The organism is Pseudorhizobium endolithicum (genome assembly GCF_902153245.2).
Classification (GTDB): domain Bacteria; phylum Pseudomonadota; class Alphaproteobacteria; order Rhizobiales; family Rhizobiaceae; genus Neorhizobium; species Neorhizobium endolithicum.
On the sequence record NZ_CABFWF030000011.1, the window covers coordinates 32,426 to 48,067 of the forward strand.

Annotated in this window: 14 protein-coding genes and 2 pseudogenes; 8 read left to right on the forward strand and 8 right to left on the reverse strand. The window is 58.7% G+C overall.

The features are described from left to right. Positions 1-4 precede the first annotated feature (4 nt). Together ku and ligD (RTCK_RS08155) are read left to right on the forward strand one after the other, a co-directional pair. Positions 5-814, forward strand: coding sequence for a non-homologous end joining protein Ku (gene ku, locus RTCK_RS08150; RefSeq protein WP_142592448.1), 810 nt, complete (start codon positions 5-7; stop codon positions 812-814). Then, positions 811-1,854, forward strand: a complete 1,044-nt coding sequence (ligD, locus tag RTCK_RS08155; protein WP_142592449.1) for a non-homologous end-joining DNA ligase — start codon at positions 811-813, stop codon at positions 1,852-1,854. The genes ku and ligD (RTCK_RS08155) overlap by 4 nt, the downstream gene beginning before the upstream one ends. A gap of 134 nt (positions 1,855-1,988) precedes the next feature. Here the strand turns inward: ligD (RTCK_RS08155) and RTCK_RS08160 are convergent, their stop codons facing one another. The 4 genes from RTCK_RS08160 to RTCK_RS08175 are packed head-to-tail and all read right to left on the reverse strand — an operon-like array spanning position 1,989 to position 6,369. Next, the gene (locus tag RTCK_RS08160) at positions 1,989-2,498 is read right to left on the reverse strand and encodes a DUF4334 domain-containing protein (RefSeq protein WP_142592450.1); all 510 of its coding nucleotides are present in this window, start codon (positions 2,496-2,498) and stop codon (positions 1,989-1,991) included. Next, positions 2,473-3,384: a hypothetical protein gene (locus tag RTCK_RS08165; RefSeq protein ID WP_142592451.1), complete on the reverse strand. Its 912-nt coding sequence runs from the start codon at positions 3,382-3,384 to the stop codon at positions 2,473-2,475. The genes RTCK_RS08160 and RTCK_RS08165 overlap by 26 nt, the downstream gene beginning before the upstream one ends. A gap of 37 nt (positions 3,385-3,421) precedes the next feature. Further along, a complete protein-coding gene (ligD, locus tag RTCK_RS08170; protein ID WP_142523209.1) occupies positions 3,422-6,058 on the reverse strand; it encodes a DNA ligase D in 2,637 nt (878 codons plus the stop codon). Positions 6,059-6,060: 2 nt separating this feature from the next. Further along, positions 6,061-6,369 carry a hypothetical protein gene (locus tag RTCK_RS08175; RefSeq protein ID WP_142523208.1) on the reverse strand — a complete coding sequence of 103 codons (309 nt, stop codon included), beginning with the start codon at positions 6,367-6,369 and terminating at the stop codon, positions 6,061-6,063. A 191-nt stretch (positions 6,370-6,560) separates the two neighbouring features. Between RTCK_RS08175 and RTCK_RS08180 the strand changes: the two genes are divergently transcribed. Continuing rightward, positions 6,561-8,003 carry an ATPase domain-containing protein gene (locus RTCK_RS08180; protein ID WP_235988618.1) on the forward strand — a complete coding sequence of 481 codons (1,443 nt, stop codon included), beginning with the start codon at positions 6,561-6,563 and terminating at the stop codon, positions 8,001-8,003. Positions 8,004-8,037: 34 nt separating this feature from the next. Then, entirely contained in the window at positions 8,038-8,406 is a 369-nt protein-coding gene (locus RTCK_RS08185) for a response regulator (protein ID WP_142523207.1), read from the forward strand. 136 nt (positions 8,407-8,542) lie between these two features. Here the strand turns inward: RTCK_RS08185 and RTCK_RS08190 are convergent, their stop codons facing one another. Further along, the gene (locus tag RTCK_RS08190; RefSeq protein ID WP_142592452.1) at positions 8,543-9,025 is read right to left on the reverse strand and encodes a DUF2231 domain-containing protein; all 483 of its coding nucleotides are present in this window, start codon (positions 9,023-9,025) and stop codon (positions 8,543-8,545) included. Between the two features lie 190 nt (positions 9,026-9,215). On the opposite strand from RTCK_RS08190, the gene RTCK_RS08195 reads away from it, so the two are divergent. Beyond that, on the forward strand, positions 9,216-10,178 hold the full coding sequence (locus RTCK_RS08195) for a TIGR03885 family FMN-dependent LLM class oxidoreductase (protein ID WP_142592453.1): 963 nt from the start codon (positions 9,216-9,218) through the stop codon (positions 10,176-10,178). A 22-nt stretch (positions 10,179-10,200) separates the two neighbouring features. On the opposite strand, the gene RTCK_RS08200 is transcribed toward RTCK_RS08195, so the two are convergent. After that, the gene (locus tag RTCK_RS08200) at positions 10,201-10,920 is read right to left on the reverse strand and encodes a class I SAM-dependent methyltransferase (protein ID WP_142523204.1); all 720 of its coding nucleotides are present in this window, start codon (positions 10,918-10,920) and stop codon (positions 10,201-10,203) included. 117 nt (positions 10,921-11,037) lie between these two features. Between RTCK_RS08200 and RTCK_RS08205 the strand changes: the two genes are divergently transcribed. Continuing rightward, complete coding sequence (locus RTCK_RS08205) at positions 11,038-11,475, forward strand: Rrf2 family transcriptional regulator (RefSeq protein WP_142523203.1); 438 nt, start codon at positions 11,038-11,040, stop codon at positions 11,473-11,475. Positions 11,476-11,742: 267 nt separating this feature from the next. Here the strand turns inward: RTCK_RS08205 and RTCK_RS08210 are convergent, their stop codons facing one another. Then, on the reverse strand, positions 11,743-12,630 hold the full coding sequence (locus RTCK_RS08210; RefSeq protein WP_142523202.1) for a LysR family transcriptional regulator: 888 nt from the start codon (positions 12,628-12,630) through the stop codon (positions 11,743-11,745). 155 nt (positions 12,631-12,785) lie between these two features. Here RTCK_RS08210 and RTCK_RS08215 point away from each other — a divergent pair. Next, positions 12,786-13,412: pseudogene (locus tag RTCK_RS08215) on the forward strand (DMT family transporter); the annotation flags it as partial. A 164-nt stretch (positions 13,413-13,576) separates the two neighbouring features. After that, a complete protein-coding gene (locus tag RTCK_RS08220) occupies positions 13,577-14,725 on the forward strand; it encodes an IS110 family RNA-guided transposase (protein ID WP_142592455.1) in 1,149 nt (382 codons plus the stop codon). Between the two features lie 254 nt (positions 14,726-14,979). Here RTCK_RS08220 and RTCK_RS08225 read toward each other — a convergent pair. Further along, positions 14,980-15,642: pseudogene (locus tag RTCK_RS08225) on the reverse strand (IS3 family transposase); the annotation flags it as partial.

A 15,642-nucleotide genomic window follows, 5' to 3' on the forward strand; every position in this document is an offset into this window, starting at 1 on the left:
AGCCATGGCCCTTCGGCCCTATTGGAAAGGTTACCTCAAACTCTCGCTCGTCACCTGCCCGGTGCAGATGATGCCGGCGACCTCCGAAAGCGAAAAGGTCCGCTTCCATACGCTCAATCGCCAGACCCAGAACCGCGTCGTCAGCCACTATGTCGATTCCGTTACCGGTCAGGATGTCAGGCAAGAGGACGAGGTCAAAGGTTATCAGCGTGGCGAGGACGAATATGTCCTTCTCGAAGACGAGGAGCTTGAGAACGTGGCGCTGGAAAGCACCAAGACCATCGATATCTCTATTTTTACGCCGCGCGACAGCATCGAATGGATCTGGCTCGACACGCCCTATTACCTCTCCCCAAACGACCCGGTCGGCCAGGAAGCATTTTCCGTCATTCGCGACGCCATGGAGGCTCAGAACATGGTCGGGATATCGCAGCTGGTGATCTCGCGGCGAGAGCGCGCCGTCATGCTCGAGCCACGTGGCAAGGGGATCGTTTTATCGACGCTGCGCTATGGCGACGAAGTCCGCGACGAGGATAGCTATTTCGAGGCGATCGGCGACGAGAAAGCCGATCCCCAAATGATGCCGCTGGTCCAGCAGCTGATCAAAAAGCAGAAGACGGACTGGAGCCCGAAAATGGTCGCCGACCCGGTCCAGGAGCGGCTGCTCGACATCATCGCGGCCAAAAAGAAGACCCTGAAGAAGCCTGCGAAGGGGAAGGCCAAACCTCAGCCGTCGTCACAAGCGAGCAATGTCGTCAATATCATGGATGCCTTGAAGAAATCTGTCGCTGCCGAGAAGCGGAGCGGCAGATGAGCCCTCGCGCCAAACCGCTTCTACAGGAAGACCAGGTACTTAAGTCGCAGCCGCGCCGGCCACGCAATCCGGCGCAACCTCATCTTCCGTTCGACCCGATGCCCGACCGGATCGAGCCATGCCTGGCGCTTCTGAAGACGGTCCCTCCCAAGGGCCCGGACTGGGCATTCGAGCTGAAGTGGGACGGCTATCGCCTCGCTATCCATGTCGAGCCGAAGCGTGCTCGGATCATCACCCGCGGCGGCCACGATTGGACGCATCGCTTTCCCGCCATCGCTGAAGCAGCACGAAACTTGGGCGTGGGAACAGCCATTCTCGATGGCGAGGCCGTGGTGCTCGATAACAAGGGCCGTTCTGATTTCGGGGCGCTGCAGCGATCGCTCGGCGGACGAGGTGGCAAGCGATCATCGTCGGAAGCCATTTTCTTCGCGTTCGACCTGCTTTATTTCGACGGCCATAACTTAACCGGAACCGAACTTTCCGTCCGCCGGCACCTGCTGGAAGACTTTCTCGATGGCGCCACCGGCGCGATCCAGCTCTCGGAGGAAGTGCACGGCGATGGTGCCGAACTTCTAGCGAATGCTTGCCTGACAGGCCTTGAAGGCATTATCGCCAAACATCGGGATCGGCCTTACCGCTCCGGACGCACCGGCGATTGGCTGAAGATCAAATGCGTCCAGAGCGAGAGCTTCATGATTGTCGGCTATGAGCAGTCGACGGTGGCCCGTGGCGGCATCGGCAGCCTGCTTCTCGCTGGCCGCAAGGGGCATGACTGGGTCTATGTTGGCTCCGTCGGCACCGGGTTCAACACCAAGGACGCCGAATACCTGGGCACCACGCTCGACAAGCTGAGAACCAAGCGGCCGGCGGTGCCGCTCAAGGGCAAGAACCTGGTCTTCGTGCAGCCGACATTGATCGCCGAGATCGAGTTTCGTGGATGGACCCATGACGGCAGCTTGCGGCACGCATCCTACAAGGGGCTGCGCGAGGTTCAGGACAATGCCGCCGTTTTCGACATCACCGACAAACCAGCCGGCTGAAATGGACAGGGCGCTCGACCCATCTGGGGAGCGCCCTGTCCGACCCGGACGACCGCGGGCGGCAGCAAGGCTGCTCGGCGTGGCGATCATCAAAACGGGTGGTAGCAGATAGATGATATCGGGTTCGCCGGTATTCAAGGCTCATCGACCCGCTCGAGCTCAAAGAAATAGATCCCCGCGGTATCCTGGATTACCATCGCGCCCATAACCTTGTGTTCATCGATCCGCCGGAAATGATCGACGATGGGCTGATCGTCATAGATCATGGCAGCACTCTCGGCGCCGGCGAACACCATGTTCCTTAGCGACGCGACCGGGCCCCTCGCCCGCATGCGACGCTGAAGATAAGAAAAAAGGTTTCTCGCGACAGCCGTGCGGCCGAGCTGGTGGAAACGGAGCGCCAGGTCAAGTGGTATCCACTTCGGATCGATGGCGATCAGCCGCCGATCGCCCGAGCCAAACAGCAATGCATCGGCACGCATGTCCAGTGTGAACCGCTTGCCGAACCAGCCGAGATTTTCCAGCACGTGGTCGAACGGATGGCTGGCAGGTACGCCCCTTCCTTTCCACAGGCCGATGAGTTCGCGCGGCTCGATCGGCGGCAAGCCTTGGAATTTCTCAAGCACTGTTTGTTGTTCTCTCACCGGATGGGTCGTCCTTTTTCCTGCGCTCTTTCGACCGCCGCCTGGATTTGGCGGCGCGCCTGGCAATCCGCAACTGCGCCAGATCAGGCATCCACCAGCCGCGGTCGAGCTCGCGTTGTTCCGGCGGCGTCCGCGCCGGCCAGGTCGTCACCAGTTCTTCCAGTGAACCGGCCCGCCACGAAGCCCAGACATATTCTTCACCGGCCTCGGCGGGAAAGTAGAACGCGCTTACCGTCGCGAGATCCGCGAATTCGCCATCCGTGCCGGTGAAGAAGACGATACCAATGTGCGTGGCGATGGCGCGGTCGAAGGGCGGAGGGTCACCCGCGGGAACCGGATAGCGCTTCCGCCGGCGCTCCCTCGCCTTCGCCTTGAATGCCCTGTCTTGCTCGGTCCCCTTGATTGCTTCCCGCCGCGCCTGCCGTGCCTCAGGCTCGTTGCGGGCCGCAGCTGCCTCGATCGCAGGCCAGCGTTGGCTCAGCTCATTCAACGAACGATATGGAACGGTCCAAAGGCAGCGATCGGCGTCCCAGCGAGCATGCGGGATCGCTCGAATCTCATTAATGACAGTTCGTGAATAGGGCGTTTGAATCTCCAAGGCCGCGGGTGCCGCTTTGAGATAACGGCTCTCGATTGGCTGAAAGGCAAAAGCGTCTCTGCCCTTCTCGTCCGCGAACCGGTCTGCTTCGGCCTCCATTTCGGCCAGCCACCGGCCGATACGTCTTTCGGCGGTGCGGCCGGGCACGAACCAGGCATTGAGCCGGTCACTCCACCGGGCACGCGGAAACGCCTCCCGAAATCGCTCCACCGTTATTCGGTCGTGCGGCAGATCGGTTGTTGCCCCCTCACGCAGAGGCAGTTCGGAAGTCTCCTTTGTCTCGTCCATTCAAACAATCACTTCACTTGGCAGCCCCCTCTGGAGATCACGCTGCCCGTCTTGATTTCCCGAGCCGCTTGATGGCCTGCTCCAGCGGCCGCTCACCGTCACAATAGTCCTGCCAGGCCGAGCTTTTAGCAAGCAGTGCAGGCACCGCGCGGACGGTGAATCGCTTCGGGTCGAGATCAGATTTCACCTGCGTCCAGGTGAGCGGCATCGAAACGGTAGCGCCGGGCCGCGCGCGCGGCGATAGCGGCGCCACGGCCGTAGCCATCCGATCATTGCGCAGATAGTCGAGGAAGATCCTGCCGCCTCTCAGGCTCTTGCTCATCTTGATGAGATAAAGATCGGGGTTGTCGCGCGCCATCTGCTCGCAGACATCGTGTGCAAAGCCCTTGGCTTCGGCCCATGACAACGGTTTGCGCTTGTTGACCGCCAGCGGTGTCACGACATGCAGCCCCTTGCCCCCCGTCGTCTTGCAGAAGCTGACAAGACCAAGCTCTTCGAGACGGTCGCGCATTTCCCGGGCGGCCGCGACCACGCTTGAGAACGGAACATCAGGTCCTGGATCGAGATCAAACACCAACCGGCCAGGCACTTCCGGCTTCCCGGGCTCGCAGTTCCAGGGATGCAGTTCAACGCCACCGATCTGGGCGACGGCTGCCAGTCCCTCGATGCGATCAATCTGTAGGTAGGGCTTTTTGTCGCCGAAGACTTTCACCAATTCGAGCAGGTTGGAGGTGCCTGGCATGGCATGACGCTGGAAGAACTGCTCTCCTCCGATACCGTCGGGCGCGCGAATGATCGAGCAGGGCCGGCCCTTAATATGCTCGATCAGCCAGGTGCCGACGGCCTCATGATAGCGGGCAAGTTCTTCCTTGGTGACGGGCTCGCCATCGCCGGCATCGGGCCAGAGCGCCTTGTCCGGATTGGATAGGAGCACGCCCATGACCTCAGCCTTTGCTCCCTTGCGCCGGAAGGGTTTGGACTTGGCGGTCACGTCAGGTTCGGCAGTGTTAGTCTTGGTGGGGGAAGCCGGCTTCTCCGCCTCCACCTCCTTGGCCGGCTTGTCCTCGCGCAGGCCTTTGAAAGCGGCTTGGCGAACCAGTCCGTCCGCGGTCCATCCTTCAAATTCGATCTCGGCGACCAGCTCCGGCTTCAACCAGACAACTTCGGCCTGTTTCTTCGGTGCGCCGATCCCGGCAAACGGTGATCGCGCCGTCTCCAGCGCCTTCAGTTTCGGAAGCAGCCTTTCGAGTTTTTTGGCGCCGTAGCCGGTTCCGACCCGGCCGACATATACAAAGTGATCGCCGCGATGAACTCCGACAAGCAGAGACCGGAACTTGCCGTTCGTCTTTGCATAGCCGCCGATCACAACCTCATGGCCGGCCCGGCATTTCGACTTTGCCCAGGTGTCGGTGCGGCCTGACTGATAGGGTGCATCCATCTGCTTGGAGATCACGCCTTCCAGATGCAGCTTACAGGCGGAACGAAGCACTGCGTCACCGCCGGATTCGAAGTGTTCGACGTAGCGCAGACGAGGAGTGTCAGGCGCATCGGCGAGCAGGCTCTGCAGTCGCTCCTTTCGCTCGACCAATCGATGGGACCGCAAGTCCTCGCCACCATCGAACAACAGGTCGAACGCGTAGTAGACGAGATCTCCGCTGGTCCCCTCCGACAGCGCCGCCTGGAGTGCGGCAAAATCCGGTGCGCCGTTTTCATCAAGCGCGCAGATCTCGCCGTCGATGATGCAGTCGGGCAGTTCAGAGGCAGCACCGGCGATCTCAGGATATTTTGCGGTCCAATCCAGGCCCTTGCGGGTCTTTAGCGTTGCCGTGCCATCGGCAACCCTCATCTGGATCCTGTAACCATCGAACTTGATCTCGTGGAGCCAGTCAGCGCCCGGCGGCGGCCGGTTGACCTTCTCGCAGAGTTGGGGGGCAATGAAATCCGGCAGGTCCATCGCTGTCGACGGCGCGACATCCCTTCGAGACTTCTTCTTGCGCTGGTCGGCTGCCAAACCATGCTTGCTGTCCCAGACGGCGTCCGCCTCGACATCCGCGTTCGCCATCATGAACGGCCGCGGCTTGGGGCCCTTGCCTTCCGCGATCTGCTCCATGCTGCGGCCCGAAGCGACCGAAGTCGCATTCTCATCCAGGATCGCCCCGCCGTTTTCCTCGACGGAGTATTCGTCATGATGCTTGATCAGCAGCCAGTTGTTCCGCTTGCCGCCGTCGCGATCGCTGCGCATGCGAACCAGGACGAAGCTGCCGTGCAGGCGCTTGCCTTCGAGCGTGAACTTGAAGTCGCCCTTTCTTAAGGCTTCCTCCGGTGACTTGCGGCCTTCCGGCTCCCAGTAGCCGCGATCCCACAGCATCACCGTACCGCCGCCGTATTGTCCTTTCGGGATCGTGCCTTCGAAGTCGCCATAGTCGAGCGGGTGGTCCTCGACTTCGACAGCCAGCCGCTTGTCATGTGGGTCGAGCGATGGCCCCTTGGTCACTGCCCAGGACTTGAAGACACCATCGAGTTCCAACCTCAGATCATAGTGGAGCCGGGTGGCGTCATGCTTCTGGATCACGAACCGTCGGCGCTTGGACGGTTTGACATGCGCCTCGCCACTCGGTTCGCTGGTCTTTTGAAAGTCGCGCTTGGCGCGGTATTTCGAAAGAGTGTCAGCCATGCTCAGCGGCTCGATACATGAAGCGCGCCGGCATCCCCGAGACTGCGCTGGACGGCGGCGACCTGGCTGGATGCGACGTCCGCCGAAACTTCGATCTCGCCCTCAAGCGGTGCATCGTGTCGAGCGCCCTCATCATGAGAAGCGTCTCCGCCCGATGGTGCCGCGCCGGCTGTGTTCCGGTCGCTCGCAGATTGAACGAAGATGTCCGGCCTCGAAACTCCATGCTGCTGAACCAAATGTTCGACGGCAAGATCGGCTGCTTCGCGTGTTTCGAAAGTGGCTCGGATGGTCTTGGTGCTGTCGTCAGCCATGATGCTGTCTCCTGATTGTGATTCACAGGATGAGAACGCCTCCGACGGCTGGGAGTTTCGATTCGCCTAGCTAAGAGAATGCCGAGTCGGTTGAAAATCGAGGATAGCGCACAGGCTCTTCGGGATGTTGTCCGGTTGCAAATCCTGCTCACCACCCTACTGTACTGCGAAGGAATAGACGGGATAAGACAGTGACGCAGGCACTTCCACGGCTGAGCAGCGGCATCAGCGGATTAGACCAGGTATTGGGCGGCGGCTTCGTGGAAGGAGCTTCCTACATTATCCAGGGCCAACCAGGAGCCGGAAAGACAATCCTTTCCAATCAGGTCGCATTCGCAAGCCTGAAGAGCGGCCGAAAAGTTCTGTATGTGACGCTGCTGGCGGAAACACACGACAGGCTTTTCCAGGTTCTTGGCACACTCGATTTCTTCGACCGCAGCCAGCTTGGGGTTTCAATTTCCTATGTGAGTGTCTTTCAGACCCTTCGCGAAAGTGGGCTGCCTGCGGTGGTGGAACTGCTGCGGAAGGAAATTTCTCGCCATGGGGCGAGCTTGCTCCTGTTCGACGGTTTGCTGAACGCCAGGGATCAGGCGAACTCAGCGCTTGACGTAAAAACCTTTGTCGCGGAGGTGCAAAGTCAAGCCGCGTTCGTTGGCTGCACGGTCCTGTTCCTCACCAGCACACGCTTTAACGACGATAGTCCAGAGCACACCATGGTCGATGGAGTCGTTGAGCTTCATGAAGAAGTGCCTGGCGTTAGATCGGTCCGTCGACTTCAGGTCAAGAAGTCCCGGGGCAGTGCTGCACTTGGCGGTCTCCATCAGTTCGACATAACGTCATCAGGTCTTACCGTTTATCCTCGCCTGGAGGCGAGGTTCCGGTACCCCAGCGTCAAGGACGAGCCGCGATCTCGGTCCCTAACCTCGGGAATCAATGGTTTTGACGACCTGATCGGCGGCGGATTGCCTGAGGCTTCCGTAACGCTGCTTTTCGGTCCCTCAGGTTCCGGTAAGACCGCGTTCGGCCTTAACTTCTTGGACGAAGCTAGTGCCGATGAACCGGGCCTTTGTTTTGGCTTCTACGAGACACCAGCCCGGTTGCTGGCCAAAGCGTCCTCTCTTGGCGTGGACCTAGATGCACGTGTGAAGGCAGGCCACGTCGACATTCTCTGGAACCCCATGACGGAGAACCTTCTGGACAAGCTTGGCCACCAGCTTCTTGACGCGGTGCGAACCAAGAAAACAAAGAGGCTTGTGATCGACGGTCTAGGCGGCTTTGAACGAGCGGCTATTCACCAGCCGCGCATGAATGAGTTTTTCTCAGCCCTGATCAACGAACTTCGTGCCCTCGGCGTTACTACTATCGCCACCTGGGAACTACATGATCTCTTCGGGCCCACGGTAACGGCACCAGGCTCGGAGCTTTCCAGCTTGATCGATAACCTCGTCATGCTCCGCCATGTGGAAAAGGACGCGCAGTACAGGAAAGCGCTCTCCATCCTCAAGGTCAGAGACAGCGCATTTGACCCTCGCATTCGTGAGCTTACGTTCGGGAACAACGGCATTGAGGTCATTGTTCCGCTCGAACCAATCCTCCACTCGGCAACCGGATTAGCGGCACCGGTTTCGACATGAGGTTCTCATGGCCGGGAAAGCTAGAGCATAGAACATGGCTCTGATTGTCATAGCGGAAGATGAGTTCCTGATCGCAGAGGTGCTGAAGATCATGCTGGAGGATGCGGGCCATCAAGTGGAAGCCGCTGCGCATGGTGTCGCTGCTCTCGCCCTCGTTGAGCAGAAGCGTCCCGACCTGGTCTTAACTGACTTCATGATGCCCCTGATGACGGGCCTTGAACTTGCACAGAACATCCGTGCCAATCCCACCCTGGCAAATATCCCAATTATCCTGATGAGTGGAGCACAAGCCAGCATCGGACGAGCGCACCCAGAAGCCTTCAATGCTGTCTTGGAGAAGCCTTACAACGAGGCACGCCTCCTCAGCACCATCGAGCAAGTGTTGAAGCCGCAGACGACGTAAGCCTGCCCCACCGATCCTTCTCACAGGCGAAGTTACTTCCCCCAATGGAGGCTACCACCAGCCGAATGAGAGGCGCCCTTTATGAGATGGCGGCGATGAAGGCCGGAAACGAGATGATCCGCCTTCCCTACCCACTCTAGCGAACACCGGGATCAGCTTCGTCAGGAAGCACGCCGACCCTGTGTCTGTACGAGAGCTCACCGCCTTTCCACCCCGTGTAGAATATGAGAAGGAAGATCAGGATCGAGGCGCTCAGCCCCCATGGCAAAACCGCAGATGCATCTCCTGACCAGCGAAGGGCAAGACTGCCTATAGCCAAAAGTACGGCAACGACATTTCCGATCATGTGACGCCAGGCGTCCTTGATTGCGCGCACCCGTCTATTCCCGGCGAAGTCTGCAAAGCCAGCGACCGCCGCAAGTGCCGCGGTGCAAATTGCAACGAGAAGTGCCCAAAAGCCTGCTGTTAACCATAGGGCGTCGCGGCTCCACCAGAAAGCGAGATCGCACAAAAGTGTCGCAACGAAGAACCCGATCGGTAGCGGGACCAGAAGAGGATGAACGGGATGTCCATTCAGACGAGCCGTCGTGGAAATACCTAGCAGATCGGGATCGCTCATGGCCTCACCTCGTAATGGCGACGAGAGAACCTTTGGAGAAGCTCGCTGGTTCCAAGGGCACATCGATTGAAGCTGAGATGCCGGACATCATCCTCCTATGGCAGCGGGGTCCAGCGGACCGGCTACCTCTGATACCGGCCAACGAAAAGCTTCAATTGCTTGACGTAACTTAGATAGGAGCGGAGAAACGATGATCATTGGTTACCACGCATCGCATGAGCAATTTGCGCCGAGCGAACTGCTTGCTTACGTCACTCGCGCTGAGGATGCGGGCTTTGGTGCGGTGATGACGTCGGATCATATTGCGCCATGGAGCGTAAGGCAGGGAAATTCCGGGAACAATTGGGCCTGGCTCGGGGCAGCTATGGCCAGAACCTCTATCCCATTTGGCAGTCTCGCCATCCCGGGCGGCTGGCGCTATCACCCGGCGGTACTTGCACATCTAATCTCAACAATTGGGGAGATGTTTCCGGGTCGTCTGCAGTGGATCGCAGTCGGAAGCGGCGAGGCATTGAACGAACATATCGTAGGTAAAGGTTGGCCGGCAAAGGACGAGCGCAACGAACGGCTAAGAGAAGGAACGGACCTGATGCGCGCGCTGTTGCAGGGCGAGGAGGTGACGGCGCACCATCCTTGGGTCCAAATGGACTCGGCAAAACTGTGGTCGCCACCTCCGGATCCGCCCGCAATCTACGGCGCCGCCCTCACCGGCAGGACGACTGCCTGGATGGGATCATGGACAGATGGCCTCGTCACAGTGCGGAAGTCAAAGGAGGAACTGTCTAAGCTGGTCAAGCTCTACCAGGCGAACGGCGGTAACGGCAAACCGCTGGCGCTGCAGCTTCAGATATCATGGGCCCAAAGCAAAGAGGAAGCGAGAATGGCCGCCTGGGAGCAATGGCGCCATGCAGCACTTCCGCCGGCCCAACTCGCTGACCTGCGCCGCCCGGAAGATTTCGATTCAGTCACCAGTGATATCGCGCCTGCGGACATAGACGACGTGATCCACCTCGTGAGCGACGCGGATGAGCTGCTTGCCGCTGTCGAAGAATGTGCCTCATGCGGATTCGACGAGATCTACATTCACAATGTGTCGCGTGACCAGATCGGGTTCATGAATTTCATGAAGCGGGATTTCTTTCGGTTGTTATGATGAGGGAAAGGGGTCTTTCACGCTACGCGTCACTTCGCACTCTTTCGCCTTGCTTGCATCGAACCGGGTTGGTCATAACCCACCCGCGAAACGAAAAGGCGGCGTAAAATAGCGCCGGCTCCTGGAATCCTGCCTCCCGAAACGTTTCTTCTTCCTCCTCCGGAGACAGCAGCGGCAGTTGTTCTGCCATGGACCTGCCCGAAGCTGCCGCCTTTCCGGAAGTCAAGTTTGCGCTTCCCGCGAAAGCCGCAGACCGACTAAGCCATGTTTCTGCCTGACTACCGATCGCAGTATGATGGGCAGCAAGGAAAACACCGCCTGAATTTAGCCGAGTCCGGACTTCCTGAAGGGTTTGTAGCCTTTCGTCCCGGTTCAGGAAGTGCAAGGTGAGAAGGCAAACGGCTCCATCAAAGGGACCGGAGGGTGCGTTAACCGCCGTCCCCAGAAGGAGTTCTGTTCGCTCTGCGCAATTGGCTGTCGTTTGACGGGCAACGTCCAACATGGTGGCTGACGGATCGACACCGGTAAAGCGCCAGTAACGTCGGGCCTGTGCCATTGCCCTGATCTCCAACCCGCCGCCAGCTCCGACAACCAGGATACGTGCGGCTTCGGGCGCCCGTTCCGCCAGGAGCAACGTTGCCATCTTATGAAGGTCTACCAAGCCCGGCACTTTAAGGGGCGTGTCGCGGACGTAAGAGCTTACACAACCAGGATCCGCGAAAGGGTTGAGCATGCCGTTCATGATGCACTCGCTTATGTAGCAGATGCGGCTGCATAACACGACATAGCGACACGTAGCAACAATTGATACATGATAGCGCGGCGTCTGTAGACGCGGAGTGTTTGGACTAGATTGGCTATGAAGAGAGATACAAGACTATCGGACGTACTGCATGTGCTCCTGCACATGGCGCAATTCGAGCAGGCACTCACGTCGGAGGTGCTGGCCAGAAGCATGGGTACCAATCCCGCTGTGTTCCGAAGGACAATGGCGGGCCTTCGCCGCGCAGGCTATGTCAAATCCGACAAAGGACACGGCGGGGGATGGCGACTGGCGCGACCGCTACGCGAGATCACGCTGCTTGCGGTGTACGAAGCCCTCGACCGACCCACGCTCTTCGCAATCGGTTCTCGTAGAGCATACGCGAATTGCATGATCGAGAAGAACGTGAACGCGGCCCTCTCTGAAACCATATCTCACGCCGAGCGCCTGATCCTGGAGCGGCTTGGACAGGTGACTTTGGATCAATTAGCGCCCGCTATTACGAAGGGTTCATTCGGAGCGCACTGTCTATAAGGGGCTGAAAGCGGTGCTGATCTAACTTCCCCGAAATCCTCTTGTCGTGTTAGCTCCTGAGGCCCGGTTCAATGCGCCTGTTGCCGACGCACCGGAAATCGGCGGTCATGTACCTAAGACGGCTTACGATAGCACCTCTAAGCCCGAGCGCCTATGCGGGCTTAGCAGCACAGTCCTCCACCCAGACCGAGGTAAGTCCGTTGAGGCCAAATGGGCTGCAGGAGTAGACTCCCCCGTCTCCTATGGCACTCGCTAAGATGTACTGGCTTATCCAGTCAGGGCTAGACCTCCTTGGCGACCGATGTCGCTCGAGACTTCCCGCACCAAGCTGTCCAGGACCGAATTCCTCGACTTCCTTGCCCGCCTGATGACATAAGCCAGGGATGGGGGTGAAGGAAGGCACCCGGTCAGAATTTGCATCTCTCCTCGTATATGTCGGTCACTCAGCAAAGCAACCCCCATGGCCGCGTTGACTGCAGACACGATACCAGCGGCGCTTGAGCACTCGAACACGGTCTCCAGAAGTGCGGCTTCCTGCCCGACATCAAGCGCCCATTGGCGATAAAAGCACTGGTCGTCGAACGAAAGAAAGGGAATGACGCCATCGAATGGGATCATCAAGTCCGGATGTTTCACCCAATGAAGGCCTTCCCTGTACAGGACGATGTCAGTCGGCCGGACCTCATGTTCAAAGACTTGAACTATTGCAGCGTCAAGTTCGCCCTGTTCCAGCATCGCACGAAGAACCAGGCTCATGCGCACCTTCGTCCTGACCGTAACATTGGGATGAAGCCGCTTGAACCGGCCCAGAATGCGGGCCAGATCAGTGCATGCGGTATCTTCCGTCAACCCGAGCGCAATTCTTCCGGCCAGGGGTGTCTTCGAGAGGCTCAACAGGGCCTCGTCGTGCAGCTTGAGAATGCGATCGGCAAAATCGAGCAGTTCTTTCCCTGCAGCTGTGAACGTCGGCGAACCAGGCTCGCGCTTCAGCAAATCGCAATCCAGCGCGCTTTCAAGCCTCTTAATTTTGTGGCTGACGGCAGACTGCGAGACACCAAGTACCGCAGCTGCCTTTGTAAATCCGCCATGGTGGCGGATCGCGGACAGAGTGCGCAAGGCATCAATGTCGAGGCGGCCGCCGTTTAACCCGTTCATGGCGCATCTCCCTATAGGTCTCAATGAATCATATCACCGAATTCATGCGACATGACAGATGTCAGCCGGATGTCATGGGCCGATCGAGATTTGTCATGTGCGCAGGTGCAGCGGTTCGCCTAATGAACTTGTGAAGACCCGTCTCAGAGCATCCCATGGCTAACAGCACAATCGCCTCCACCGACGCTCAACGCCACCCCCTCCTGTGGCCCATGCTCGCCACGCTCATGATCATTGGATGGAGTTCCAGCTTCGTCGGCATTCGCTACGCCAGCGAAGAAGCGAGCGCGATGCTGCTGCTTTTCTGGCGGACCTTGGTATCCGGTCTGATCCTCCTTCCGTTTGCACTGGCGATCGGGCCGAAAATATCGCTGTGCGCGATCCGTGATCAGGCGCTGTTCGGCCTCATGGCCGTGTTCATCTATCTCGGCGGTTTCTCGCTGGCGATCGAGCAGGGGGTGCCGACGGGTCTGGTGGCGCTTATAGCCGATCTTCTGCCGCTTGCGATCGTGGCGCTTTCGCAACCGGTCCTTGGTGAGAAGCTAACAGCGAGGCAGTGGCTTGGCACCATAATCGCAGTACTGGGTGTCGTGATCGTGTCGTTCGACAGCATCGCGGTCGGAACTGCTCCCCTTTGGGCCTACGCCCTGACCGTTGTGTCCATGCTGGTCTTTGCTGTCGCTTCCGTCGTGCACAGGAAGAGACGGGCGACGAGCATGCCGGTGCATCAAAGTCTTTGCATCCATTCCCTGACAGGTTCAGTGCTTTTCGGAATATGTGCATGGAGTGCACCCCGTTTCGCCGGACATGTCGGCTAGTTTGATTTAGCCCTGATGAACTGCCGTGGGGAAGCCATCTTGAGCGCGGAGTGGGGATGGATCTCGTTGTAGATGCTATGGACGAGCCGGCCGGCTCATCCGCTTCATCGACAACGAGGAGGCCTCTGATGAACGAGAACGCCAAGTCCAGTGTGTCCGTGTATGCAGCCATTGAGTTGAGTAAATCCATATGGCTAGTTGCAGTGCTTTCCCCAAGCTCAGATCGTGTGAAGCTTCGACAGGTTCGTGGCGGCGATACTGCAGCGCTCGTCGGAATGCTGGAGCGCGAGCAAGCTTGTGCGGCACAGGTAGATGGGCGTCACCCTGAGATCACGGTTTGCTTTGAGGCCGGATATGATGGCTTTTGGTTGGCGAGGTTCTTGCGGAAGCGGGGCATACGTACGTCTGTACTCGACTCCACCAGCTTCCTGGTCAACAGGCGAAGCCGTAGGGCAAAGACCGACCGGCTAGACGCTGAGTCCATGGTCAGGATGTTCAAATCTTTCGACCAGGGTGACAGAACGGTATGCCGTGAAGTTCGTGTTCCCACGCCGGAGGAGGAAGATGCCAAACGTCTCGACAGAGAACGCTTGCAGCTCTCGGCGGAGCGGACACGCCACGTGAACCGCATTCGTGCCCTGCTCAATCTTCACGGTATCCGTGAGGTCAAGGCTCTCTGGGGAGGAGACTGGCGCAAATGGCTGCAGGTGATGAGGACAGCCGATGACGAACCACTCGGTAAATTCCTTGCAGCAGAGCTAACGAGGGAGTTCGAACGCCTGGAACTGGTTCATGCGCATATTCGTGATCTCGACCGCCAGCTCGAAGAAGGCTTGACGGATGGCACACTGGGCATTCCCAATGTCGACAAGGTTCGACGCATCGCCACCCTAAAAGGAATTGGCAAAATGAGTGCTGTACTGCTGGTGTCGGAGGTATTCCATCGACAGTTCGCCAACCGAAAGTGCTTGGCAAGCTTTCTCGGTCTGGCACCAAGTCCATATGCGAGTGGTGCTGTGAAGCATGATCAAGGGATCAGTAAAGCCGGTAACCGCTTCGCGAGGCGGCTTCTTGTTGAACTTGCGTGGTGCTGGCTCAGGTATCAGCCGACAAGCACTTTGTCCCAGTGGTATCGGAGCACGTTTGGAGCGGGTTCAGGCCGATCTCGCAAGATCGGAGTTATCGCGCTGGCTCGAAAGCTTGCGGTCGCCATCTGGCGTTTTGTTGAAGACGGCTTAGTCCCTCAGGGCGCTTCACTGAAGCCGGAAGCCCCATAACAGTTCCAAGCGCCGACGGGCGACTGGAGAGAAGAGCGGCTGCCGAGATTGAAGATGGTCTGGATAGCATCCGCCGTGTTGTAGTGTAGCGCTGCTCTTCCGCACTGCTTGGCCACCATGAATGGGATCGTGGTTGAGATCAGATTCTCGCCGAATACAAGTCGATGCGCCGAGTGCGCCAATAAGCCAATGCAGCCCGGTCAGGAATTAGAAGGAGATGCCAATGACCGCTTGACAGAACCTCCCTCATACAAGTCCTCGATCCATCCGTTGATGAGCCGGAGCGCTGTTTCGGCGTCCGGTAGAGCCGATATGCGGATGTAATCCCGCTTCAGGGTTTTCACGAACGCCTCGGACATACCATTCGACTGAGGGCTCGCGACAGGAGTGAAGCAGGGTGTCAGATTGAGCGCCTGGGCAAACAGCCTCGTGTCCCTCGCGGTGTAAGCCGAGCCATTGTCTGAGAGATGCTCGATTGCATGCGGGGCTCGGGTGGCTACGAACCGCTTCTCGACAGCCTCCAGCATCATGTCTCACACGTCGGAGCCGGAGATGCCTGCATTCGCGACCGCAGTCCAGGCGATGATCTCCCGGTCGAAGGCATCGATGATGAAGGCGAGACGAATGACCTCACCATTCCGGCAGGTGAACTCCAGCCCGTCGGAGCACCAGCGCAGGTTCGAGCGCATGACCATCACCTTGCCGTCGTGGAGGCGGCCCTTGCGAATGGCCGTATGCTTCTCCAGCAGCATGGCGTGGTTGCCCATGATGCGATGAACCCGCTTGGCGTTGACGACAGGCATATCGGCGGCTCGCCTCTCGCGATTGAGGAGCGCTGCGATCCGCCGATAGCCATAGGTTGGCCTTTGATCCACCAGCCTTCGAATGGTGGGCAGAAGCTCTGCATCCTCGGCCTT